This window comes from Streptomyces sp. NPDC048182 (assembly GCF_043202555.1).
Lineage (GTDB): Bacteria > Actinomycetota > Actinomycetes > Streptomycetales > Streptomycetaceae > Streptomyces.
This window is the reverse complement of the sequence record NZ_JBIDAQ010000008.1, coordinates 218,808-240,978: the sequence shown is the minus strand read 5'-3', so window position 1 is coordinate 240,978 and position 22,171 is coordinate 218,808. Positions and strand designations below refer to the sequence as shown.

Here is a 22,171-nt window from a genome sequence, read left to right as displayed (position 1 = left end):
GGCAATCTTCTTGCCTCACAGGCAAAAGCGTCAGCGGTTGGCCACCGCCTGCTTGACCAGCGTCTTCCCGAAGTCCCACATCAGCCCGCCCCCAGTGTGCGCGTCCTCCATCACCTCGGTGAAGGCGTCCACGAACCGGTCCACGTCGTCGGCGTCGACGGTCAGCGGCGGGATCAGCTTGATGACCTCCAGGTGGTCCCCGGAGACCTGGGTGAGGATGCGGTGGCGCTGCAGCAGCGGCACCACCACCATCTGCGCGAACAGCCCCTTGCGCGCCGCCTGGAGCATCGTCCAGCGCCCGCGCAGCTTCAGCGACCGGGGCCGCCCGAACTCGATGCCGATCATCAGCCCGCGGCCCCGGACCTCGGCGAGCAGCTCGTAGCGGTCGACCAGCGCGGCAAGCAGGGACTTCAGCCGGTCCCCCATGGCCGCTGCGTTGGCGACGACCTCCTCGTTCTCCATCACCGAGAGCACCGCGAGGCCGGCCGCCATGGCCTGCGCGTTGGAGCCGAAGCTGGCCGAGTGGACCAGCACCCGGTCCATCGAGGAGTACACCTTCTTGAAGATCCAGTCCTTGCCCAGGGTGGCCCCCACCGGCACATAGCCGCCGGACAGCGCCTTGGCCACGCACACCAGGTCCGGCTCCACGCCGTCCTCGTGCTGGTAGGCGTAGAACCTCCCGGTGCGGCCGAGGCCGGTCTGCACCTCGTCGGCGATCAGCAGCGCCTTGTGCCGGCGCAGCAGCTCCTGCGCGCCGCGCAGATAGCCGGGCGGCGTCTCGTGCACGCCCTTGCCCTGCACGAGCTCCACGATCAGGGCGGCCACGTCGCCCTTGCGCAGCTCGGCGGCGAGCGCGTCCAGGTCGCCGAGCGGGACGGGCGTGTCGGGCAGCAGCGGGGCGAAGCCGTCGCGGAAGCCGTCCTCGCCGTTGACGGAGAGCGAGCCGGTGGTCAGGCCGTGGAAGGCGTGCGTGCAGTACAGGACCCTGGGGCGGCCGGTGGCGAACCGGGCGAACTTCAGCGCCGTCTCCACCGCCTCGGTGCCGCTGTTGCCGAAGAAGACCCGGTCCAGATGGGGGCTGTACGACAGCAGCCGCTCGGCGAGGAGGCCGGGCAGCGGCGGGCAGTCGAAGCGGGTCAGGTCGGCCAGCGAGGCGTCCAGGACGTCGTGCAGCGCCTTGCGGACGACCGGGTGGTGGCGGCCCAGGCCCATCACCCCGAACCCGGCGAGCATGTCCAGGTAGTCGTTGCCCTCGGCGTCCCAGAAGTGGGCGCCCTCGGCCCGCTCGTAGACCTTGTCGAAGCCGATGGTGCGCAGCATGCGCGGGAGCTGGTGGTTGAGGTGCCTGGCGTGCAGCTCGTACCGCTCGGCCCCCCGCTCGGCCAGCAGCGCGCCGAGGTCGAACTCCTTGGTCATTCAGTCTTCTCCTTGCGCGTGTGGCGTGGCGTGCGGCACGTGCGGGACCGGCGCGGGCCGCTCCCCGGCGGCGGCCAGGCCCGCCCCGATCCGGCCGGCGATCTCCACCGGCGTGAGGCCGATGTCGGCGAGCACCTCGGCGCGCGTCCCATGGGCGAGGAACCGCTCGGGGATCCCGAACCGCCGCACCGGCAGGTCCACCCCGGCGTCGCCGAGCGCCAGCGCGACCGCCGAACCCACCCCGGCCGCCCGGCTGTTGTCCTCGACGACGGCGACCAGGCGGTGCCCCGCGGCCAGCGCCGGCAGCGCCGGGTCGACGGGCTTGACCCAGCGCGGGTCCACGACGGTGCAGCCGATGCCGCGCGCGGCGAGCAGCTCGGCGGCCCCCAGGCAGACCGACGCCATCACGCCGACGGCGACGAGCAGCACCTCGGGCCGCTCGTCGGCGCGCAGCACGTCCATCCCGCCCACCCGGTCCACGGCCGGCACCGGCGGCCCGGCGGACTCCTTCGGGAAGCGCAGCAGGGTCGGCGCGTCGGCCACCGCCACCGCCTCGCGCAACTGGGCGCGCAACTGGTCGGCGTCGCGCGGCGCGGCGATGCGCAGGCCCGGCACCACCTGGAGCACGGACAGGTCCCACATGCCGTTGTGCGAGGGCCCGTCGGTGCCGGTGACGCCGGCCCGGTCCAGGACGAAGGTGACCCCGCAGCGGTGCAGCGCCACGTCCATGAGGAGCTGGTCGAAGGCCCGGTTGAGGAAGGTGGCGTAGACGGCGACGACGGGGTGCAGACCGCCGGTGGCCAGCCCGGCAGCGGTGACGGCGGCGTGCTGCTCGGCGATGCCGACGTCCCAGACCCGGTCGGGGAACCGCTCCGCGAAGGGCCCGAGGCCGACCGGGTGCAGCATGGCCGCGGTGAGCGCGACGACGTCCGGGCGCTCCTCGCCGATACGGACCAGCTCGGCGCCGAACACGGACGTCCAGGACGGGCCGCCGCCGGACGGGGCGAGCGACCGGCAGGTGCGCGGGTCCATGGCGCCGACGGTGTGGAAGCGGTCCTCCTCGTGGTCCAGTGCGGGCCGGTAGCCGCGGCCCTTCTCCGTGAGGCAGTGCACCAGCACCGGCCCCCGGGCCTCCGACGCCCGGCGCAGCGCCGCCTCGACCGCGGCCAGGTCGTGGCCGTCGACGGGGCCGAGGTAGGTGAGGCCCAGGTTCTCGAAGAGGCCCGCCCCCCGGTCCTCCGGCCGGCCCCCACCGGTGGCCCGCAGTGCCCCGAGGTGGTCGGCGAGGCCGCCGACGGTGGGCGCGTAGGAGCGCCCGTTGTCGTTGAGGACGACGACCAGCGGCCGGTCCCGGGCGGCGGCGATGTTGTTCAGCGCCTCCCAGGCCATGCCGCCGGTCAGCGCGCCGTCCCCGATCACCGCGACGACGTGCCCCTGCTCGCCGCGCACCCGGCGGGCCTTGGCGAGGCCGTCGGCCCAGCCGAGCACGGTGGAGGCGTGGCTGTTCTCGATGACGTCGTGCGCGGACTCCTCCCGGCAGGGGTAGCCGGAGAGGCCGCCCTTGCCGCGGAGCTTGGAGAAGTCCTGACGTCCCGTCAGCAGCTTGTGCACGTAGCTCTGGTGGCCGGTGTCCCACAGGACGCGGTCGGCCGGCGAGGCGAACACCCGGTGCAGGGCGACGGTCAGCTCCACCACGCCCAGGTTGGGCCCGAGGTGCCCGCCGGTGCGGGCGACCGCGTCCACCAGGAAGTCGCGGATCTCGGCGGTCAGTTCACCGAGTTCCGCGGCGGACAGCGCCTTCAGGTCGCGTGGTCCCCGGATGCTCTCCAGAATCGTCACGCTCGGGCCCCCTTCGGTCCGTGCTGTTCAGCTCACGGTGACGGCCGGCTCCCCCGACGCGCCGTCCTGCTCCATCTGCTCGGCCAGGCTCATGGCCTCCTCGATGAGGGTCTCCACGATCTTCGACTCGGGAACGGTCTTGATGACCTTCCCCTTGACGAAGATCTGGCCCCTGCCGTTGCCGGAGGCGACGCCGAGGTCGGCCTCGCGGGCCTCGCCGGGGCCGTTGACGACGCAGCCCATCACCGCGACCCGCAGCGGCACCTCCATGCCCGTCAGGCCCGCCGTGACCTCCTCGGCCAGCTTGTACACATCCACCTGGGCACGGCCGCAGGACGGGCAGGAGACGATCTCCAGACCCCGCTGGCGCAGGTTCAGCGACTCCAGGATCTGGATGCCGACCTTCACCTCCTCCACCGGCGGCGCCGACAGGGACACCCGGATCGTGTCACCGATGCCCTGCGAGAGCAGCGCCCCGAAGGCGACGGCCGACTTGATCGTGCCCTGGAACGCCGGGCCCGCCTCCGTCACACCGAGGTGGAGCGGGTAGTCGCACTGCGCGGCCAGCTGGCGGTAGGCCTCCACCATCACGACCGGGTCGTTGTGCTTCACCGAGATCTTGATGTCCCGGAAGTCGTGCTCCTCGAAGAGCGACGCCTCCCACAGCGCCGACTCCGCCAGCGCCTCCGGCGTCGCCTTGCCGTACTTCTGCAGCAGCCGGCGGTCCAGAGAGCCCGCGTTCACACCGATCCGGATCGGCGTGCCGTGGTCCTTCGCCGCCTTCGCGATCTCCCTGACCTTGTCGTCGAACTGCTTGATGTTGCCCGGGTTCACCCGCACCGCCGCACAGCCCGCCTCGATCGCCGCGAACACGTACTTCGGCTGGAAGTGGATGTCCGCGATCACCGGGATCTGCGACTTCCTCGCGATCACCGCGAGGGCGTCCGCGTCGTCCTGCGTCGGGCACGCCACCCGCACGATCTGGCAGCCCGACGCCGTCAGCTCCGCGATCTGCTGCAGCGTCGCCCCGATGTCCGAGGTCCGCGTCGTCGTCATCGACTGCACCGACACCGGGGCGTCACCGCCCACCGCCACCGCCCCGACCTGGATCTGCCGGCTCCTCCGGCGCTCGGCGAGCCTGGTCGGAACGGACGGCATGCCCAGGGCGACCGCAGTCATCCCTTGGACCCGGAGGTCGTCTCGCGCATGGCGCGCAGCGACTCCTTGAGCGAGCCCATGGTCGCGAGGACGGCGGTGGGCTCGTAGCCGCAGTGCGCCATGCAGTTGGCGCAGCGCGGGTCCTTGCCGCGGCCGTACTTGTCCCAGTCGGTCTCCTCGATCAGCTCCCGGTACGTCGGCACGTAGCCGTCGCTCATCAGGTAGCAGGGGCGCTGCCAGCCGAAGAGGGAGTAGTTCGGGATCGCCCAGGCCGTGCAGGGGAAGTCGACCTTGCCCTCCAGGAAGTCCAGGAAGAGCGGGGAGTGGTTGAGCCGCCAGCGGCCCCGGTTGCCGCCGGAGAACGCCTTCTTGAACAGCTCACGGGTCTGCTCCACGCCCAGGAAGTGCTCCTGGTCGGGGGCCTTCTCGTAGGCGTAGGCGGGCGAGATCATCATCTCGTCGACCTGGAGGTCGTCGTTGAGGAAGTTGAGCACCTCGACGATGGTCTGCGGGGTGTCGGTGTTGAAGAAGGTCGAGTTGGTGGTCACCCGGAAGCCGCGCCGCTTGGCCTCCTTGATGGCCGCCACCGCCTCGTCGAACACGCCCTCCTTGGCCACCGACTCGTCGTGCCGCTCGCGCAGCCCGTCGATGTGCACGGCGAAGGCGAAGTAGGGCGAGGGGGTGAACTTGTCCATCTTCTTGCGCAGCAGCATCGCGTTGGTGCACAGGAAGACGTACTTCTTCTTCGCCACCAACTGCCGCACGATCTCGTCGATCTGCGGGTGCATCAGCGGTTCACCGCCCGCGATGGACACCATGGGCGCGCCCGATTCGAGCACCGCTCCCACGGCCTGGGCGACCGGCATGCGCTGCTTGAGCACCCCGGCCGGGTGCTGGATCTTGCCGCACCCCTCGCATTTGAGGTTGCAGGCGAACAGCGGCTCCAATTCCACGATCAGCGGGAACTTGTCCCGCCTACGGAGCTTCTGCTCGGCCAAGTATGTAGCGACCTTGATGGACTGACGCAGCGGCATGGCCATTAGGGCTCACCTCCTGGGGAGCGGCAGAGAACGGTGCCATTCGAAGAATGCGGGCAGAACGGATCGCAGGACGCGGAAGGCCGATATTCCACCGCGCACCGTGCTGATCCGGACGAGTTCGTGTTCCGGGGCGTCCACGACCACCCGTACGGCCGCAACGGGGCGGGTGCCCGCGCGGACGGCCGTGTACAGGGTGGCCGCGGACTCCATGTCGACGGCGACGGCGCCGGTCGCGTAGAGGTCGGCGCGCTCGGGGCCGCGCACGACGTGGTCCGAGCCGGTCAGCGGCCCGGTGTGGACGGTGCGGCCGGGCGCCGCGCGGGTGAGTTCCTTCACCAGCCGGTCGGTCCCGATGCAGCCGGTGGTGGCGCGCGGGTCCCGGGTCTCCTCGGCGACGACCAGGTCGCCGGGGTGCATGCCGGGGGCCAGGCCCGCGCAGAAGCCGGTGGCGAGCACCGCCGCGCCGGCCAGCGCGGGGTCGGCGAGCACCCGGGCGACCGACCGCTCGGCCGCCTTGGGGCCCATCCCGGTGCGCAGCACGGTGACCGGACCGCCGGCGGCGCCGCGGTCGCCGGTGCGCAGGGCGAGGTGCTCGATGCCGAGCGCGCAGGCGATCAGCAGCGGGGACGGGCCGGTCGGTGTGTTCATCGGGCGCCCTTCACCTCGAAGGGGTCGCCGTGCACGTACCGGCCAAGGGCGGTGAGCGGGAAGACCTGGCGGTAGAGGTGGTAGTTGATGGAGAAGTCCCAGGGGAAGCCGGTGCCGGTGAAGTACGGCTCGTCCCAGGAGCCGTCCTCGCGCTGGGTGGCGGCCAGCCAGGCGATCCCGCGCTCCACCGCCTGCGACTCCCGCTCCCCGGCCGCCAGCAGGGCCATCAGCGCCCAGGCGGTCTGCGAGGCGGTCGAGGCGCCGCGGCCGCTCCAGCCCCGCTGGTCGGGGTAGCTGCGCAGGTCCTCGCCCCAGCCGCCGTCGTCGTTCTGCACGGACTCCAGCCAGCTGACCGCGCGGCGGATCGCCGGGTGGGAGGTGGGCAGTCCTGCGGCGGTGAGGGCGGGGACGACGGAGCCGGTGCCGTAGACGTAGTTGACGCCCCAGCGGCCGAACCACGAGCCGTCCGCCTCCTGTTCGTCGAGCAGCCAGCGGATGCCGCGCTTGGTGCGCGGGTCGTGGGCGAGGCCCTCGACGGCCAGCATCTCCACCACGTGCGCGGTGACGTCGGCGGACGGCGGGTCGATGACCTCGCCGAAGTCGCAGAACGGCAGCCGGTTGGGGAAGGAGCTGGTGTTGTCGACGTCGAAGGCGCCCCAGGCGCCGTTCTTCGACTGCATGCCGAGGTTCCAGCGCACCCCGCGGCCGATGGCCCGCTCCACCCGCTCGGGGTCGTGGTGGCGCACCCGGCGCAGCGCGAGGACCACCTCGGCGGTGTCGTCGATGTCGGGGTAGTTGTCGTTGTGGAACTCGAACGCCCAGCCGCCGGGCGGGAGTCCGGGCCGCTTGACCGACCAGTCGCCGGGGCGCACCACCTGCTCGCCGAGCATCCAGTCGGCGGCCTTGACCAGCGCCGGGTGGTCCGCGGGCAGCCCGGCGTCGGCCAGCGCGATGGCGGCCAGGCAGGTGTCCCACACCGGGGACTGGCAGGCCTCGATCATCCGGGCGCCGTCCGCGCGCCACACGGCGAAGCGGTCCAGGGAGGCGAGGCCGGCCTTCATCACGGGGTGTTCGAGGTCGTAGCCGAGCAGGTAGAGCGCGATCACCGAGTACACGGCGGGCGGCTGGATGCCGCCCCAGCAGCCGTCGTTCTCCTGGCGCTCGATGATCCAGCGGGCCGCCGAGCGCGTCGCGGCCCGGCGCAGCCGGCGCGGGGCGACCTTGCGGAAGGCGTGCAGCGCCTTGTCGAGGCGTTGGAAGGCGCCGTCCCAGCTGGCCGCGGGGGCGAGCGGCCGGGGCGGGTTGGGCCGGTCCGGGTCGGTGTGCAGCTCGTCCAGCGGGAAGGGCGCCGGGCGCACCGGGCGCTTGGCGGAGACCACGGTCAGCGGCACGATGGTCTGCCGGGCCCAGCAGCCGAAGTCGTAGATGTTCAGCGGCACCCACTTGGGCAAGTAGATGATCTCCGGCGGGAGTTCGGGCAGGTCCTCCCACTTCCACCAGCCGAACAGGGCGAGCCAGATGCGGGTGAAGACGCGGGCGGCGGCGATGCCGCCGCGGGCGCGGACCCACTCGGCGGCCCGGGCCATGTGCGGGGCGTCGGGCGCGTCGCCGGCCAGGCGCAGGGCGACGTACGCCTCGACGGTCGCGGAGAGGTCGCCGGGGCCGCCGTAGAAGGTGGCCCAGGTGCCGTCCTCGCGCTGCTCGCCGCGGATGAACAGGCCGGCCGCCTTGACGGTGTCCTCGTCGAGGATGCCGAGGAACTGGCGCAGCAGCAGGTCCTCGGCGTCCATGGTGACGTTGGTCTCCAGGTCGCCCTTCCACCAGCCCTCGGCGTCCTGCCGGGAGAGCAGGAAGTCGGTGGCACGGCGGGTGGCGCGGGCGGCGGCCTCCGCGGGACCGGCCGGCGGGGCGGCGGGCGCGGCGGTGAGGTCGGTTTCGCTGGCCGAGGCTGCGCGGGACGGCAGGATCGCCCCGGTGCTTCCGTCGGTCGTCGCTGTCATGGCTTCCCCTTCGTGCAGTGTGCAAGTGGTGCTTCTGCTGGGTCCGCCGTCGGCCGGTGCCGTGGTGTCCGTGGCACCGGCCGGCGACTACGCGAGGATTATGCGGCCGATAGTGATCATCTCTTCCGTACGACGACGAAGTCCGCGAGCGCCGTGAACGCCTCCCGCACCCGGTCGGGCATGGTGACGGCGTCCAGGGCCTCGATGGCGACGATGTGCTGGCGGCGGGCCTCCTCGGAGGTCCACTCCCGGCCGCCCGCCTCCTCGATGAGGGCGGCGCGGGCCGCGAACTCCTCCTCGGAGAAGGTCGCGAAGTCGCTGCTCTTGGCGTCGGCGGCGAGGATCTCGCCGAGCCGCTCCGAGGCGGGGCCGCCGGCGGCGAGGGCCGCCACGACCGGGAGCGACTTCTTGCGCTGGCGCAGGTCGCTCCAGGTCTGCTTGCCGGTGGCCTCCGGGTCGCCCCAGATGCCGAGCAGGTCGTCGACGGCCTGGAAGGCGAGGCCGAGGTGGTGGCCGTAGCGCTCCAGGGCGTCGGCGGTGTGCTCGTCGGCGCCGCCGAGGACCGCGCCGATGGAACTGGCCGTGGCGAGCAGGGCGCCGGTCTTGTTGCCCTCCATCTCCAGGCACTCCTCGACGCTGACCCGGTCGCGGTGCTCGTAGGAGATGTCCTGCGCCTGGCCGTCGATCAGGGAGCGGGTGGCGCGGGTGAGCCGGCGGGTGGCGCGGCCCGCCTCGACGGTGCCGAGTTCCAGGAGCACCTCGTTGGCCAGCGCGAACAGGGCGTCGCCGACGAGGATCGCCTGGGCGGGGCCGTGCACCTTCCAGACCGTGTCGCGGTGGCGGCGCTGCTCGTCGCCGTCCATCAGGTCGTCGTGCAGGAGGGAGAAGTTGTGGACCAGCTCGACGGCGACCGCGCCGGGCACGCCGGTCTGCGGGGTGGCGCCGGTGACCTCGGCGGAGAGCACCGCGAGGGCGGGGCGCACGGCCTTGCCGCCGTCGCCGTGGGCGGGGTTGCCCAGGGCGTCGATCCAGCCGAAGTGGTAGGCGGCGACGGTGTCCATGGGAGGGGCGAGACGGTCGACGGCCGCCCGCAGGACCGGCGTGGCCAGGGTCCGGCCGCGCTCCAGGAGCGCGGTCACGTCCACCGTGGTCCGACGATCGGCCTTCGGGGCCGGGGGCACAGTGGGCACAGTTGCTCCTCCAGTTGCGGTGCGAAGAGTGCGGGTGGCGGTCCCGCGCGGGCCGCTCCTCATGCCGCCTCCTCGAGGAAGCCGGGGAGGAGGGCCCGGGAGCGGCCGAGGGCGCCGAGCGCGGCGCCCGCCGCGCCGGCGCCGCTGCGGACCGCGCTCTCCATGGTCGCGGGCCACCCGGTGGCGGTCCACGCTCCGGCCAGGTACAGGCCGGGTGCCTTGGTGCGGGCGCCGGGCCTGAGCCGTCCGACGCCGGGGGCGGGAGCGAAGGTCGCGGTGCGCTCCCGGGTGACGAAGAAGTCCCGTACTTCGGCGCCCCGGGCGCGCGGCAGCAGCCGCTGGAGTTCCGGCAGGTAGCGCTCGCGCAGGGCGGCCACCGGCGCGTCGATCTCGTCCTGGGCGGCGGACTGGGACAGGGCCAGGTACTGGCCGTCGGTCAGGCCGGAGGCGTCGGTGCGGTCGAAGACCCACTGCACGGGGGTGCCGAGGGCGGCGAGGAAGGGCGCGGTCAGTACCGGGCGGTCGTAGACGACGTGGACGTTGAGGATCGGCGCGGTGCCGATGTCGAGGAGCCGCTCGGGGGCGTCGAGCGCCCCCTCGGGCAGCAGGTCGTGGGCCTCGCGCTGGGGCACGGCGAGGACCACGGCGTCGGCGTCGATCCGCTCGCCGGGCAGCTCGACGCTCCACCGCCCGCCGGGCTCGGCGCGCAGCGCGGTGACCCTGGCCCGGGTCTCGGTGCGCACGCCGGCCGCGTTGAGGGCCTCGCGGGCCAGCGTGTCGTGCAGCTCGCCGAGCGGGACCCGGGCCCAGCCGATGTCGGCGGCGCCGGGCTCGGAGAGCAGCCCGGTGCGGAAGACCATGGCGGCCAGCTGGAGGGAGGCGTCGGCGGCGACCGCGTTGAGGGTGGCGACGCCGACCAGGTCCCACAGGGCCTCGACGGCGCGCGGGGACTGCCCGTGGGCGGCGAGCCAGCCGCCGAAGTCCTGGGCGTCCAGGGCCGGGTCGGCGGGGTCGAGGGCCTTGAGGGCGAGCGCGGCGCGGCCGACCCGGGCGCGGTCGGCGAGCGAGAGGTGCGGGTAGGCGGCGAGGCTGCGGCCGAGGTGCAGGGGCACCGGCAGCGGGTCGCGGCGCAGCCGGCCGAGCCGCCGGCCCGCGGGCTTCGCGAGGTCGACGACGGGCACGTCGAGGCGGTCCTGCACGGGGGCCAGGGCGGCGCCGTCGATCCGGTCGAGGAACCAGCGGTAGGCGGTGCAGCAGCGCAGGTGGACGTGCTGGCCGTTGTCGACGGTGAGGTCACCGCGCCGGAAGGAGAAGGCGAGCCCGCCCAGGCGCGGCCGGCCCTCCAGGAGGGTGACGCGCACCCCGGCGTCGGCGAGCGCCAGCGCGGCGGTGACACCGGCCAGGCCACCGCCGACCACCACGGCGTGCCGGCCGGCCGCGCCGATGCCCTGGCTCATCGCGCACCTTTCGTCGAGCGGTCGCCGTGCCGGCCCGCGGCCGACATGATCGGGGACGCGGCGGCGCGCCACGGGGTTGACCGTCCGCCCGGGGGGATTCTCAAGCACGCCTCCTGACGGTCCGCCGGCCGGGGTGCCGGGCGTCGAGGCCGGAGAGGCCGCGCACCGCGACGTAGGCCTTCTCGTGTCCGGGCAGGGAGACGCGACCGCGCAGCACCGACTCCGGGTCGCGGGCGATGCGGTCGAGGAGGCGGCGGTAGATGCCGGCCATCGCGGCGACGCAGGCGCCGCTGCGCCGGTCGAGCAGGGGCAGCAGCCGGTAGCCCTCGGCGAACAGGGCGCGGGCCCGGCGCACCTCGAAGTGCACGAGCCCGGCGAAGTCGGCGCCCTCCGGCGGGACGGGCGCGTGGAAGCCGGCGGCGCAGCCGAACTTGGCGAGGTCGTCGGCGGGCAGGTAGGTGCGCCCGTCCTCGGCGTCCTCGCGGACGTCGCGCAGGATGTTGGTCAGCTGGAGGGCGAGGCCCAGGGTGTCGGCGTACTCGGCGGCGCGCTCGGCGCCCGGGGCGCCCGGCTCGGTGCCGAAGACGCCGAGCGAGAGCCGGCCGATGGCGCCGGCCACGCAGCGGCAGTAGACCTTCAGGTCGTCCCAGGTCTCGTAGGTCTCGCCGCGCAGGTCCATCTGGACGCCGTCGATCAGCTCGTCGAGGCCGTCGAGCGGGATCGGGAAGACCCGGGCGGCGTGGGTGAGGGCGACGGCGACCGGGTCGGTGTCGTCCTCGTCCACCGCGCCGTCGTGGATCCGGGCGAGCAGCCCCCGCGCCTCCTCCAGGCGGACGACCTTGGTGTCCGGCGGCAGCGGGCCGTCGCCGATGTCGTCCACGCGGCGCGAGAACGCGTACAGCGCGGACATCGCCCGGCGCTTGGGCGCGGGCAGCAGCCGGATGCCGTAGGCGAAGTTGCGGGCCTGCTGCCCGGTGACGGTCTCGCAGTAGCCGTAGGCGGCGAGCACCGGCGCGGACGCGGGGGTCTGGGACTCCACGCTCCGGATCACCCCTCTCCTCGCAGGCTCGGGCCCAGTTCCCGCAGCAGCCGGCGCTTGCCGGGCTTGGGCGGGCCGGGAAGTACGTCGTAGTCGGCGGCGGCGATGGCGCGCACGGCCGCCCGTCCCCCCGCCAGGAACCCCGCGAGCAGCAGTCTCAGCCTGCCGTTGACGCTACCCACCAGGGGGGCGCCTTCATTCAGCAGGTCGAGGGCGCGTTGCGCCTCGAAGGCGATCAGGGCGCGCACGGAGGCGTTCGCGGAGGGGGCGGCGAGGTCTGCCTCCTGGACGCGGAAGCGCTTCAGGTCCTCGGCCGGCAGGTAGATCCGGTCCCGGGCGAGGTCCTCGGCGACGTCCTGGAGGTGCTCGACGATCTGCAGGGCGGTGCAGATCGCGTCGGAGCGGCGGATCCGCTCGGGGGTGGCGGTGCCCGTGACGGCGAGGACCAGGCGGCCGACCGGGTTGGCGGACAGCTCGCAGTAGGCGAGCAGGTCGTCGTAGGTCTCGTAGCGGCGGACCACCTGGTCCTGGCGGTTGGCGGCGATCAGGCCGCGGAAGGGGCCAGGGGTGAGCGCGCGGCGCCGGACGGTGGGCTGAAGGCGGCGCAGGATGGGGTGGCGCGGGGCGCTGTCGAAGACCCGGCCGAGGTCGGCCTCGAAGGCGTCGAGCAGGGCGGTCCGGTCCTCGGCGTGCTCGGGGGCCACGCCGAGGAGGGCCGCGTCGGCGCCGCCGGGGGCCAGGTCGCCGTCGCCGATGTCGTCCACCAGGCGGGCGAAGCCGTAGACGGCCATGAGGTCGGTGCGCCAGGCGCGGGGCAGGAAGAAGGGGGCGACCGGGAAGTTCTCGTCGGCCGCCTTGTCCAGGGTGCCGCGCTCGGGGTCGGCGGGGACGGCGCATGCCTCGCGGAGGTGGGGAGTTTCCGTAGCCATTGCCGTCACATCTCCCGTTCTACACTGCCTACCCAATACACACTATTTCGGACACGCCGCCCGGTCGTCGGCGTGGCGCGCCCGCCATGGGGCGTCGGGCATTATCGCCCCATGTGCCGCGTTTCAGGACCGGTACAGCTTACGTTGTACAACTCACGGAAGTCCGCCGGGGTACCGCGCGCATCACAAGAACACACCGATCGGCCCCAAGCTTCCGCCGACCGCCGGGAGTTGACCTTTCCTTTGCAGACGCCGCGGACCCCGCCGGAGGATGCTCCGACGGGGCCCGGCGTGTCGCGGGGGCGCGGCTACTTGCCCGTGAACTTCTCGTACTCCTTGAGCACCTCGTCGGTCGGGCCGTCCATGCGCAGCTCGCCGCGCTCCAGCCAGAGCACGCGGTTGCAGGTGTCGCGGATGGACTTGTTGTTGTGGCTGACCAGGAAGACGGTGCCCGCCTCCTTGCGCAGCTCGCGGATGCGCTCCTCGGAGCGGGCCTGGAACTTGCGGTCGCCGGTGGCCAGCGCCTCGTCGATCATCAGGACGTCGTGGTCCTTGGCGGCGGCGATGGAGAACCGCAGACGGGCGGCCATGCCGGAGGAGTAGGTGCGCATCGGCAGGGTGATGAAGTCGCCCTTCTCGTTGATGCCGGAGAAGTCGACGATGTCCTGGTAGCGGTCCTTGATCTCCTCGCGGGACATGCCCATGGCGAGGCCGCCCAGGATGACGTTGCGCTCACCGGTCAGGTCGTTCATCAGGGCCGCGTTCACGCCCAGCAGGGAGGGCTGGCCGTCGGTGTAGACCTTGCCCCGCTCGGCGGGCAGCAGGCCGGCGATGGCCCGCAGCAGGGTCGACTTGCCCGAACCGTTGGAGCCGATCAGGCCGATGGCCTCACCCCGGTAGGACGTGAAGGAGACGCCCCGCACGGCGTGCACCTTGCGCACGCCCCGCTCCTGACCGCGCTTGACGATGCGGCTGAGGGCGGCCGTCGCGCTGCCCTTGCCGGTCTTGGCGCCGTTGACGCGGTAGACGATGTGCAGGTCGTCGGCGATGACCGTCGGCCTGTGCTCGTCCTGGTACTGCTCAGCCACGGCCGTACCTCTCCTCAGCCTTCCAGAAGTACACGAAGCCGCCCGCCGCGAAGAGCACCGCCCAGCCGAGCGCGACCACCCACACGTGCGGCGGCAGGTTGCCCGAGCCGTACCCGTCGATCAGCGCGAACCGGATCAGGTCCATGTAGACGGCCGCCGGGTTCCACTGGAGCACGTCGGCGACCCAGCCCGGCTGCTCCTTGAGCATCACCGGGATGGAGAACATCACCCCGGACGCGTACATCCAGGTCCGCATGATGAACGGCATCAGCTGGGCCAGGTCCGGCGTCTTGGCGCCCATCCGGGCGACGATCATCGCGAGGCCGGTGTTGAAGAGGAACTGCAGGGCCAGCGCCGGGACGATCAGCAGCCAGGACAGCGCGGGGTAGCTGCCGAAGGCCATGACCACGGCGAACATCACGATCATGGAGAACAGCAGCTGCTGGAGCTGCTGGAGCGCGAACGAGATGGGCAGCGAGGCGCGCGGGAAGTGCAGCGCCCGCACCAGTCCGAGGTTGCCGGAGATGGCCCGCACGCCCGCCATCACCGAGGACTGGGTGAAGGTGAAGACGAACACGCCCGTCACCAGGAACGGGATGTAGACCTCCCTCGGCATCCCCCGGCCGGCCTTCAGGATCAGGCCGAAGATCAGGTAGTAGACCAGCGCGTTCAGCAGCGGGGTGGCCACCTGCCACAGCTGGCCGAGCTTGGCCTGGCTGTACTGGGCGGTCAGCTTCGCCGAGGAGAAGGCGAGGATGAAGTGCCGCCGGCCCACGAGCTGACGGACGTACTCGGCCAGGGACGGCCGGGCCCCGCTCACCGACAGCCCGTACTTGGCGGCGAGCCGGGCCGGGGTGAGGCCGTCGTCGGGCGACACGGGCGGGCTCACCGCGACCGTGCCGTCGTGCGTTGTCTCACTCACTGGGGGAACTCTCGTCTTCGTCATGGGGACACGCGGCCCGTCGGGCCGGGCGGACGCTCTCGGAACGAGCTTCTCAGATCACCGGGGGCCGGCCCAGCCGGGTCAGCCGCCACACGGTACGCCACCGCATCGGCCGGCGGGGACCGCAGGGGGTGGCCCAGCCCTCCCGGAAGCCGCCGAACCATGCCTTCAGGGCCGGCCGCGAGGGGCGGCGGGCCAGGGTGAGCAGCATCCAGACCCCGAGGTAGACCGGGACGAGGAGCGCGGGGAGGTTGCGGCGGGCCAGCCAGACCCGGTTGCGGGCGACCATGCGATGGTAGACCGCGTGCCGCGACGGGGCGGTCGTCGGGTGGTACAGCACCATGTCGGACCGGTAGTCGATCATCCAGCCGGCGTCCAGCGCCCGCCAGGCCAGGTCGGTCTCCTCGTGGGCGTAGAAGAACTCGCCCGGCAGGGCGCCGACCTCGGCCAGGACCTCGGTGCGCACCGCGCTGGCGCCGCCGAGGAAGGTGGTCACCCGCGAGGAGCGCATCGGGTCGGCGGCGCGCAGCCGCGGCACGTGCCGGCGCTGGGTGACGCCGGTCTCCGGGTCGGCGATGCGGAAGCTGACGATGCCGAGCCGCGGGTCGTCGGCGAAGGCGCGGCGGCACAGCTCGGCGGTGTCGGTGCGGGCGAGCAGGCCGTCGTCGTCCAGGAAGAGCAGGACGTCGACGTCCCGGCCGCCGGGTCCGAATGCCTCGATGCCGACGTTGCGGCCGCCGGGGATGCCCAGGTTCTCGGGCAGCTCGACGGTGCGGACGCCCGCGGGCACCTCGGGGACCGGCGAGCCGTTGCCGACCACCACGACGTCGACCGGGTCGCCGTCCTGCTTGGCGACCGAGTCGAGCAGCGCGCGCAGCTCCTCGGGCCGGTTGCCCATGGTGATGACGACCGCGCCGACCCTCAGGGGGGCGGGGGCGCTCATCGCAGCCTGCTGGAGGCGAGCACGGACACCAGGTGCAGCAGCGTCTGGAGCAGCGCGATGCCGGCCAGGACGGCGGTGCCGAGGCGGGTGAAGAACAGGTCGCCGCGGGCCTGGTCCACGATGGCGAGGACCAGGATCAGCAGGGACGCCTCGATGCCGAGGATCAGCCGGTGGAACTTGAGCGCGGCGGCGGCCCGGCGGGCCAGCGCCACCCCCGAGGAGCGCGGCTCCGACGCCGTCTCCTGCACCGGCGCGAGCCCTGCCTGGTGCCGGGCCACCCCGACCAGGTCGGTCTCCGCCTTGATCAGGATCGCGCCGAGCGCGGCCAGGGTGCCGAGGAAGGCCCACAGCCAGTCGATCCGCCCGCTGCCCCACAGGTCGGCGGCGCGCAGCCCGAGGCCGACCAGGACGGCGGCGTCGGTGAGGTAGGCGCCGACCCGGTCCAGGTAGACGCCGCCGAGGGAGTACTGCTTCTTCCAGCGGGCGATCTCGCCGTCCACGCAGTCCAGGAGCAGGTACAGCTGCACCGCCACCACGCCGAGCACGGCGCCCCAGACGCCCGGCACCAGCAGGGCCGGGGCGGCGAGGACGCCGCACACGGTCATCAGGTACGTGAGCTGGTTGGGCGTGATCCTGGTGTTCACCAGGTAGCGGTCGATCCGCAGCGAGACCTCGCGCATGTAGAGGCGTCCCGCCCAGTGCTCGCCGCTGCGCCGGTCCTTGACCCCCGCGGGGTGCACGACCGGGCGTAGTTCAGCTACCGATGGCCTTGACATAGTCGGCGTACTGGTCCTTGATCTGGTCGGTCGTCAGGGCGAGGTGTTCCAGGATCGTGTAGCGGCCGGGCCGGGTCTGGGGGGCGTACTCCACGGCGCGGACGAACTCGTCCGGGGTGAATCCGATCTCCTCGGGCAGCACGGGCAGCCCGTGCCGGCGCAGCACGCCGGCCATGTGGGCCGACTGCTCGTGGGCTCCGCGCAGGTGCATCGCGAAGGCCGCGCCGAGGCCGCACTGCTCGCCGTGGCTGGCGGCGCGCCTCGGGTAGAGCAGGTCCAGGGCGTGGTTGATCTCGTGGCAGGCGCCGGAGGCCGGCCGGGAGTCGCCGGAGACGGACATGGCGATGCCGGTCAGCACCAGCGCCTCGGCCAGCACCTGGAGGAAGCCGTTGTCGCCGACGCCGCCGGGGTGGCGGAGCACGGCCTCGCCGGCCTGGCGGGCCATGGCGGCGGCGAGGCCGTCGATCTTCTCGCCGTTGACGCGGTTGGCCAGCTCCCAGTCGGCGATGGCGGAGACGTTGGAGACGGCGTCGCCGATGCCGGCGCGCACGAAGCGCACCGGGGCCTCGCGGATGACGTCCAGGTCGATGACGACCGCGATGGGGTTCGGCACGCCGTAGGAGCCGCGGCCCGCGTCGTTGTCCAGGGTGGCGACCGGCGAGCACAGGCCGTCGTGCGCGAGGTTGGTCGGCACGGCGGCCAGCGGCAGGCCGACCCGGGCCGCGGCGAATTTGGCGCAGTCGATGATCTTGCCGCCGCCGAGGCCCACGACCGCGTCGTAGTGGCCGCTCTTCATGGCGCCGGCGAGGTCGATCGCGTCGTCCAGGGTGCCGCCGCCGACCTCGAACCAGTCGGCGCCGGGCAGCGAGGGGGCCACCCGGTCGCGCAGCCGGGCGCCGGAGCCGTTGCTGACGGCGACGGCGAGCTTGCCGGAGTGCGAGATGCGCTCGTCGGCGAGGACGGCGCCCAGGTCGTCGAGGGCGCCCGGGCGGATGTCGACGACGACCGGCGACGGGATGAGCCTCGTCAGTACCGGCACGCGATCTCCCGCCCCTTGGCCAGGTCCTCGTGGTTGTCGATCTCGACCCAGCTGACCTCGCCGATCGGCGCGACGTCGACCTTGAAGCCGCGGTTGACCAGCTCCTGGTAGCCGTCCTCGTAGTAGAGCTGCGGGTCGCGCTCGAAGGTCGTCTTCAGGGCGTCGGCGAGGTCGGCGGCGGCCTCGCCCTCGATGAGGGTGACACCGATGTACTCGCCGGTGGCCTCGGCCGGGTCCATCAGCTTGGTGATGCGCCGCACGCCCTTGTCGGGGTCGGCGACGACCTTCATCTCCTCCTCGGCGAGGCTCTTCACCGTGTCGAGGGCGAGGATGATCCTCTTGCCGTCGCCGCGGGCGGCGAGCAGGGTCTTCTCGACGGAGACCGGGTGCACGGTGTCGCCGTTGGCGAGGATCACGCCGTCCGTGAGGGCGTCCCGGCCGCACCACAGGGAGTAGGCGTTGTTCCACTCCTCGGCCTTGTCGTTGTCGATCAGGGTGAGCGTGACGCCGTACTTCTGCTCCAGGGCCGCCTTGCGCTCGTACACGGCCTCCTTGCGGTAGCCGACGATGACGCCGACCTCGGTCAGGCCGACCTCGGCGAAGTTGGCCAGGGTCAGGTCGAGGACGGTGATGCTGTCCTCGGCGCCCTCGGGACCGACCGGCACCAGTGCCTTGGGCAGGGTGTCGGTGTAGGGGCGCAGACGCCGGCCGGCGCCGGCGGCCAGCACGAGGCCGATCATGCGGGTTCTCCTTCGTCGTGTACGGCGGGTGCGCCGGCGCGGTGGGCGGCGACCCAGTAGCGGATGCTCTCCACGAGCACCACGAGCGCCACGGCCACGGCGAGCACCGTGAGCGCGGTCCGGAATCCTGCGGCGGGGAGCAGCGCGGCCAGCACGGCGACCAGCAGTGTGCGGCCCTCGTGCCCCCCCATGGTCCACACCAGCCAGGACGGCGGCGCGCCCGCGCCGCCGCGGATGCGGTAGACCGTGTCGTAGTGATGGTAGGCGACGGCCGCCACCAGTCCGAAAGCCGCCGGCAACGCCCCGTTCACCTCCGCGCGGGCCGCCAGGGCGAGGACGGTGCCGTACTCGGCGGCGCGCGCGAAGGGCGGCACCAGCCAGTCCAGGGCGCTCTTGAGGGGGCGGGCGACGGCCAGGGCGGAGGTGAGGACGTAGACGAGGGCGGACACGGCCGGCCAGGGGCCCCCGAAGCCGGTCAGCGCGGAGGTGGCGGTGACGGCGAGGGCGCCGAGCAGGGCGACGGCCGGGGTCGTGAAGCCGGGCAGCCGGCGGGCGGGCCCGGCGAGCGCGCGGGCGAGGCCCTCGGCGAGCGGTCCCGAGTCGGTGAGGTCGGCCAGGGCGCGGGCGGCGCGGGCGGTCCGGGTGGCCCGGCGGGTCAGCGAGCGCAGCACCCGCCCGGCCGTGGTGTAGGCCGCGGCGAGGGCGCAGCCGACCAGCAGCGCGTAGAAGGTGATCCGGGGTGTGGTGACCGCGGTGAGCACGGCGATCATGGCCCAGCGCTCGCCGATGGGCAGCACGATCATGCGGCGCACCCACACCGTCCAGCCGACGCTGTCGAGCCGGTCGGAGAGGGCGGCGGTGGGACTGGTGTTGGCGTCGGCGTCGTGGTTGGCCTCGGTGAAGGCGAAGTCCACGACGTGCCGGCAGCTCTGGAGCACCATCGCGCCGAGGGCGAGCAGCCACACGTCGTCGCCGCCGCGGGCGGCGCCGAGGGCGAGGCCGGCGTAGTAGGCGTACTCCTTGGCGCGGTCGAAGGTCGCGTCCAGCCAGGCGCCGAGCGTGGAGTACTGCAGGGAGTAGCGGGCGAGCTGCCCGTCGGCGCAGTCCAGGACGAACGAGGCGATCAGCAGGACGCCCGCGGCGACGAAGCCGGCGCGGGTGCCGGTGGCCGCGCAGCCGGCCGCGACCAGGGCGGTGAGCAGCGAGGCGGTGGTGACCTGGTTGGGGGTCAGGCCGCGCCGCGCGCACCAGCGGGCCAGGTAGCGGGAGTACGGGCTGATGCAGAAGGTGGTGAAGAAGCCGTCGCGGGCCTTGACCGCCGACCTCAGGCGTACGGCCTCCTCGTCGACGTGGGCCACGGCCTGCCGCGCCTCGTTGCGTGCCTGCGGCCCCTCGGGCACGTCGGCGACCAGGCTGCCGAGGTCGGGCCGGTGCACGGCGGCGCCGTCGGCGGCCAGCGAGGCGGCGATCCGGTCGGCGAGGTTGCCGACGGCCACGGCGGTGCCGCCCTCGCCGTCGGCGATGCCGGAGGTGTCGCGGGCCATGGCGGAGTTCTCGCGGGCCATGGCGCGGGTGAGCGCCTGCCGGGCCGCGGGCCCGGCGGTGACGGCACCGGGCACGGCGGCGAGCGGGAAGCGGGGGTCGGTCAGGCCGAGGCGCAGCGCGTGCAGGTGGCCCACGAAGCGGGCGTCGACCACGGCGACCCGCTCGCTGCCCGGCACCCGGGCGAGCAGGGTCTCGGCCTCGGCGGCGTCGGGGGCGTGGCACACGGCGAAGCCCAGGGACCGCAGCTCGCCCTCGATCGACGAGCCCGGGACCGGCGGACCGGTGAGGATGGCGGTCGACAACCGAACTCACTCCCTGGGTGCCGGCGCCTGGGCGCCGGGCATGTGCATGGCGGGACGCCCGCGCCTGCGGCTTCCGGACGGCATTCGGCAGAGGTTATCGGATGCTACGAACACCGTGTTCACCGGCCGTTTCACGGTCGGCCGACGCGCTGTGCTCCCGGCTTTGCCGCGGTCATCATCGTGGATCCGGGGCCCGCCCCACAAACCGCCTTCGCGAAACGGGCGTCGGGGAGGCCGCGCGGGCGCCCGGCGCGGGCGCAGCGGGTCGTGCGCGGCCCTGACCTGGGGATCGTTTCCGCAGGTCAGGGGAATGACAACGGTGTTCAGTGCCGCGTTGCCTGATACCCCCCGCCCGTAGTTGACTTGAGCCGGACACACCGCCGCGAGCGACGAACGCCAGATCGAGGGACCACATAGCGAGGGAGGCGGCTTCCCCATGGGGGCTGGGCACGATCACGGACACGCGCACGGGGCGCCGGGCGGCTCCACGGTGACCGCCGCCCACCGCGGCCGGCTGCGCGTGGCGCTGGCCATCACGCTGACCGTCATGGTGGTCGAGATCGTCGGCGGGGTGCTGGCGGACTCGCTGGCGCTGATCGCGGACGCCGCGCACATGGCCACGGACGCGCTCGGCCTCGGCATGGCCCTGCTGGCGATCCACTTCGCCGCCCGGCCGCCGAGCGAGCGGCGCACCTTCGGCTACGCCCGCGCGGAGATCCTCGCGGCGCTGGCCAACTGCCTGCTGCTGCTCGGTGTCGGCGGCTACGTGCTGTACGAGGCGGTGCAGCGGTTCGTCACGCCGGCCGGCACCGCGGGCGGGCCGACCGTGGTGTTCGGCGTGATCGGCCTGGTGGCCAACATGGTGTCGCTGACCCTGCTGGCGCGCGGGCAGCAGGAGAGCCTCAATGTGCGCGGCGCCTTCCTTGAGGTGGCGGCGGACGCGCTGGGGTCGCTGGCGGTGATCGTCTCGGCGGTGGTGATCCTGGCCACCGGCTGGCAGCCGGCCGACCCGATCGCCTCGCTGCTCATCGGGCTGATGATCGTGCCGCGCACCGTCAAGCTGCTGCGCGAGACCCTGGACGTCCTCCTGGAGGCGGCGCCCAAGGGGGTGGACATGGCCCAGGTGCGCACGCACATCCTCGCCCTCGACGGGGTGGAGGACGTCCACGACCTGCACGCCTGGACGATCACCTCGGGCATGCCGGTGCTGTCGGCGCACGTGGTGGTGAGCACCGAGGCGCTGAACGGGATCGGCCACGAGAAGATGCTGCACGAGCTGCAGGGCTGCCTCGGCGACCACTTCGACGTGGAGCACTGCACCTTCCAGCTGGAGCCGAGCGGGCACGCGGAGCACGAGGCGCGGCTCTGCCACTGAGGCTCCGCGCGGGTCTCGGGGACATGCGGGCGTGCGGGAAGTGCCGGGAGTGCCGGATTCGTGCGGCACACTGGGGGCGCCGGGACCGATGCGAAGGATGGGTATGCCGATCACTCCTGCCACCACGACGCACAGCGCGTCGAACGGCACCGCGGACGCGATTCTGTTGGAACTGGTCGACGAGGACGGCGTGACGATCGGCACCGCGGAGAAGCTGGCCGCGCACCAGCCGCCGGGGCGGCTGCACCGGGCCTTCTCCGTCTTCCTCTTCGACGAGCGGGGCCGGCTGCTGCTCCAGCAGCGGGCGCTCGGCAAGTACCACTCCCCCGGTGTGTGGTCCAACACCTGCTGCGGCCACCCCTACCCCGGCGAGGCCCCCTTCGCGGCGGCGGCCCGGCGCACCCACGAGGAGCTGGGCGTCTCGCCGTCGCTGCTCGCCGAGGCGGGCACGGTGCGCTACAACCACCCCGACCCCGCCTCGGGGCTGGTCGAGCAGGAGTACAACCACCTCTTCATCGGCCTCGTGCAGGCCTCGCTGCGGCCGGACGAGGCCGAGGTGGCCGCGACGGCCTTCGTCACGCCGGCCGAGCTGGCCGAGCGGCACGCGCGGGACACCTTCTCGGCGTGGTTCATGACGGTCCTCGACGCGGCGCGGCCCGCGGTGCGCGAGCTGACGGGGGCCGCCGCCGGCTGGTGACGAGCCG

The 22,171-nt window shown here is 73.2% G+C and carries 19 protein-coding genes; 2 read left to right on the top strand and 17 right to left on the bottom strand.

Translation table 11 applies throughout. The features are described 5' to 3' along the window. Positions 1–30 precede the first annotated feature (30 nt). From ACGFZL_RS18395 to ACGFZL_RS18315, 17 genes are all read right to left on the bottom strand, one after another. A complete protein-coding gene (locus ACGFZL_RS18395; RefSeq protein ID WP_393692856.1) occupies positions 31–1,416 on the bottom strand; it encodes an aspartate aminotransferase family protein in 1,386 nt (461 codons plus the stop codon). Further along, positions 1,417–3,255, bottom strand: a complete 1,839-nt coding sequence (locus ACGFZL_RS18390) for a 1-deoxy-D-xylulose-5-phosphate synthase (protein ID WP_393692854.1) — start codon at positions 3,253–3,255, stop codon at positions 1,417–1,419. It abuts the gene before it with no gap. 27 nt (positions 3,256–3,282) lie between these two features. After that, positions 3,283–4,434: a flavodoxin-dependent (E)-4-hydroxy-3-methylbut-2-enyl-diphosphate synthase gene (gene ispG / locus ACGFZL_RS18385; RefSeq protein WP_393692852.1), complete on the bottom strand. Its 1,152-nt coding sequence runs from the start codon at positions 4,432–4,434 to the stop codon at positions 3,283–3,285. After that, a complete protein-coding gene (gene hpnH / locus ACGFZL_RS18380) occupies positions 4,431–5,453 on the bottom strand; it encodes an adenosyl-hopene transferase HpnH (protein WP_355170559.1) in 1,023 nt (340 codons plus the stop codon). Before hpnH ends, ispG begins: the two co-directional genes overlap by 4 nt. Positions 5,454–5,459: 6 nt before the next feature. Then, a complete protein-coding gene (locus ACGFZL_RS18375) occupies positions 5,460–6,101 on the bottom strand; it encodes a 1-hydroxy-2-methyl-2-butenyl 4-diphosphate reductase (protein WP_393692850.1) in 642 nt (213 codons plus the stop codon). Then, entirely contained in the window at positions 6,098–8,101 is a 2,004-nt protein-coding gene (shc, locus tag ACGFZL_RS18370) for a squalene--hopene cyclase (protein WP_393692848.1), read from the bottom strand. The genes ACGFZL_RS18375 and shc overlap by 4 nt, the downstream gene beginning before the upstream one ends. A gap of 116 nt (positions 8,102–8,217) precedes the next feature. Beyond that, a complete protein-coding gene (locus ACGFZL_RS18365) occupies positions 8,218–9,282 on the bottom strand; it encodes a polyprenyl synthetase family protein (protein WP_393692971.1) in 1,065 nt (354 codons plus the stop codon). Positions 9,283–9,350: 68 nt separating this feature from the next. After that, positions 9,351–10,748 carry a hydroxysqualene dehydroxylase HpnE gene (gene hpnE, locus ACGFZL_RS18360; RefSeq protein WP_393692846.1) on the bottom strand — a complete coding sequence of 466 codons (1,398 nt, stop codon included), beginning with the start codon at positions 10,746–10,748 and terminating at the stop codon, positions 9,351–9,353. A gap of 100 nt (positions 10,749–10,848) precedes the next feature. Further along, positions 10,849–11,799 (bottom strand): presqualene diphosphate synthase HpnD, encoded by a 951-nt coding sequence (hpnD, locus tag ACGFZL_RS18355; protein ID WP_393692844.1) that lies wholly within the window; start codon positions 11,797–11,799, stop codon positions 10,849–10,851. Further along, on the bottom strand, positions 11,796–12,716 hold the full coding sequence (gene hpnC, locus ACGFZL_RS18350; protein ID WP_393692842.1) for a squalene synthase HpnC: 921 nt from the start codon (positions 12,714–12,716) through the stop codon (positions 11,796–11,798). The genes hpnD and hpnC overlap by 4 nt, the downstream gene beginning before the upstream one ends. 308 nt (positions 12,717–13,024) lie before the next feature. Beyond that, on the bottom strand, positions 13,025–13,804 hold the full coding sequence (locus tag ACGFZL_RS18345) for an ABC transporter ATP-binding protein (RefSeq protein ID WP_355170547.1): 780 nt from the start codon (positions 13,802–13,804) through the stop codon (positions 13,025–13,027). Beyond that, the gene (locus tag ACGFZL_RS18340; protein ID WP_393692840.1) at positions 13,797–14,726 is read right to left on the bottom strand and encodes an ABC transporter permease; all 930 of its coding nucleotides are present in this window, start codon (positions 14,724–14,726) and stop codon (positions 13,797–13,799) included. Before ACGFZL_RS18340 ends, ACGFZL_RS18345 begins: the two co-directional genes overlap by 8 nt. A 73-nt stretch (positions 14,727–14,799) precedes the next feature. After that, the gene (locus tag ACGFZL_RS18335; protein WP_393692969.1) at positions 14,800–15,672 is read right to left on the bottom strand and encodes a glycosyltransferase family 2 protein; all 873 of its coding nucleotides are present in this window, start codon (positions 15,670–15,672) and stop codon (positions 14,800–14,802) included. Positions 15,673–15,686: 14 nt separating this feature from the next. Further along, positions 15,687–16,430 (bottom strand): CDP-alcohol phosphatidyltransferase family protein, encoded by a 744-nt coding sequence (locus tag ACGFZL_RS18330; RefSeq protein ID WP_393692838.1) that lies wholly within the window; start codon positions 16,428–16,430, stop codon positions 15,687–15,689. 13 nt (positions 16,431–16,443) lie between these two features. Beyond that, a complete protein-coding gene (locus ACGFZL_RS18325; RefSeq protein ID WP_355170541.1) occupies positions 16,444–17,505 on the bottom strand; it encodes an iron-containing alcohol dehydrogenase family protein in 1,062 nt (353 codons plus the stop codon). Then, entirely contained in the window at positions 17,493–18,245 is a 753-nt protein-coding gene (locus ACGFZL_RS18320; RefSeq protein WP_355170539.1) for a phosphocholine cytidylyltransferase family protein, read from the bottom strand. The genes ACGFZL_RS18325 and ACGFZL_RS18320 overlap by 13 nt, the downstream gene beginning before the upstream one ends. Next, positions 18,242–20,092 (bottom strand): DUF5941 domain-containing protein, encoded by a 1,851-nt coding sequence (locus ACGFZL_RS18315; RefSeq protein ID WP_393692835.1) that lies wholly within the window; start codon positions 20,090–20,092, stop codon positions 18,242–18,244. The genes ACGFZL_RS18320 and ACGFZL_RS18315 overlap by 4 nt, the downstream gene beginning before the upstream one ends. A gap of 436 nt (positions 20,093–20,528) precedes the next feature. Between ACGFZL_RS18315 and ACGFZL_RS18310 the strand changes: the two genes are divergently transcribed. Next, on the top strand, positions 20,529–21,467 hold the full coding sequence (locus ACGFZL_RS18310) for a cation diffusion facilitator family transporter (RefSeq protein WP_355170535.1): 939 nt from the start codon (positions 20,529–20,531) through the stop codon (positions 21,465–21,467). A gap of 103 nt (positions 21,468–21,570) precedes the next feature. Then, positions 21,571–22,164: an isopentenyl-diphosphate Delta-isomerase gene (gene idi / locus ACGFZL_RS18305; protein ID WP_393692832.1), complete on the top strand. Its 594-nt coding sequence runs from the start codon at positions 21,571–21,573 to the stop codon at positions 22,162–22,164. The last annotated feature ends 7 nt before the right edge of the window (positions 22,165–22,171 follow it).

What these genes read in the sequence shown, in the direction of transcription:
- ACGFZL_RS18395 (WP_393692856.1), bottom strand. Translation starts at nt 1,416, where the DNA reads ATGACCAAGGAGTTCGACCTCGGCGCGCTGCTGGCCGAGCGGGGGGCC.
- ispG (WP_393692852.1), bottom strand. Translation starts at nt 4,434, where the DNA reads ATGACTGCGGTCGCCCTGGGCATGCCGTCCGTTCCGACCAGGCTCGCC.
- hpnH (WP_355170559.1), bottom strand. Translation starts at nt 5,453, where the DNA reads ATGGCCATGCCGCTGCGTCAGTCCATCAAGGTCGCTACATACTTGGCC.
- ACGFZL_RS18375 (WP_393692850.1), bottom strand. Translation starts at nt 6,101, where the DNA reads ATGAACACACCGACCGGCCCGTCCCCGCTGCTGATCGCCTGCGCGCTC.
- shc (WP_393692848.1), bottom strand. Translation starts at nt 8,101, where the DNA reads ATGACAGCGACGACCGACGGAAGCACCGGGGCGATCCTGCCGTCCCGC.
- hpnE (WP_393692846.1), bottom strand. Translation starts at nt 10,748, where the DNA reads ATGAGCCAGGGCATCGGCGCGGCCGGCCGGCACGCCGTGGTGGTCGGC.
- hpnC (WP_393692842.1), bottom strand. Translation starts at nt 12,716, where the DNA reads ATGGCTACGGAAACTCCCCACCTCCGCGAGGCATGCGCCGTCCCCGCC.
- ACGFZL_RS18320 (WP_355170539.1), bottom strand. Translation starts at nt 18,245, where the DNA reads ATGATCGGCCTCGTGCTGGCCGCCGGCGCCGGCCGGCGTCTGCGCCCC.
- ACGFZL_RS18310 (WP_355170535.1), top strand. Translation starts at nt 20,529, where the DNA reads ATGGGGGCTGGGCACGATCACGGACACGCGCACGGGGCGCCGGGCGGC.
- idi (WP_393692832.1), top strand. Translation starts at nt 21,571, where the DNA reads ATGCCGATCACTCCTGCCACCACGACGCACAGCGCGTCGAACGGCACC.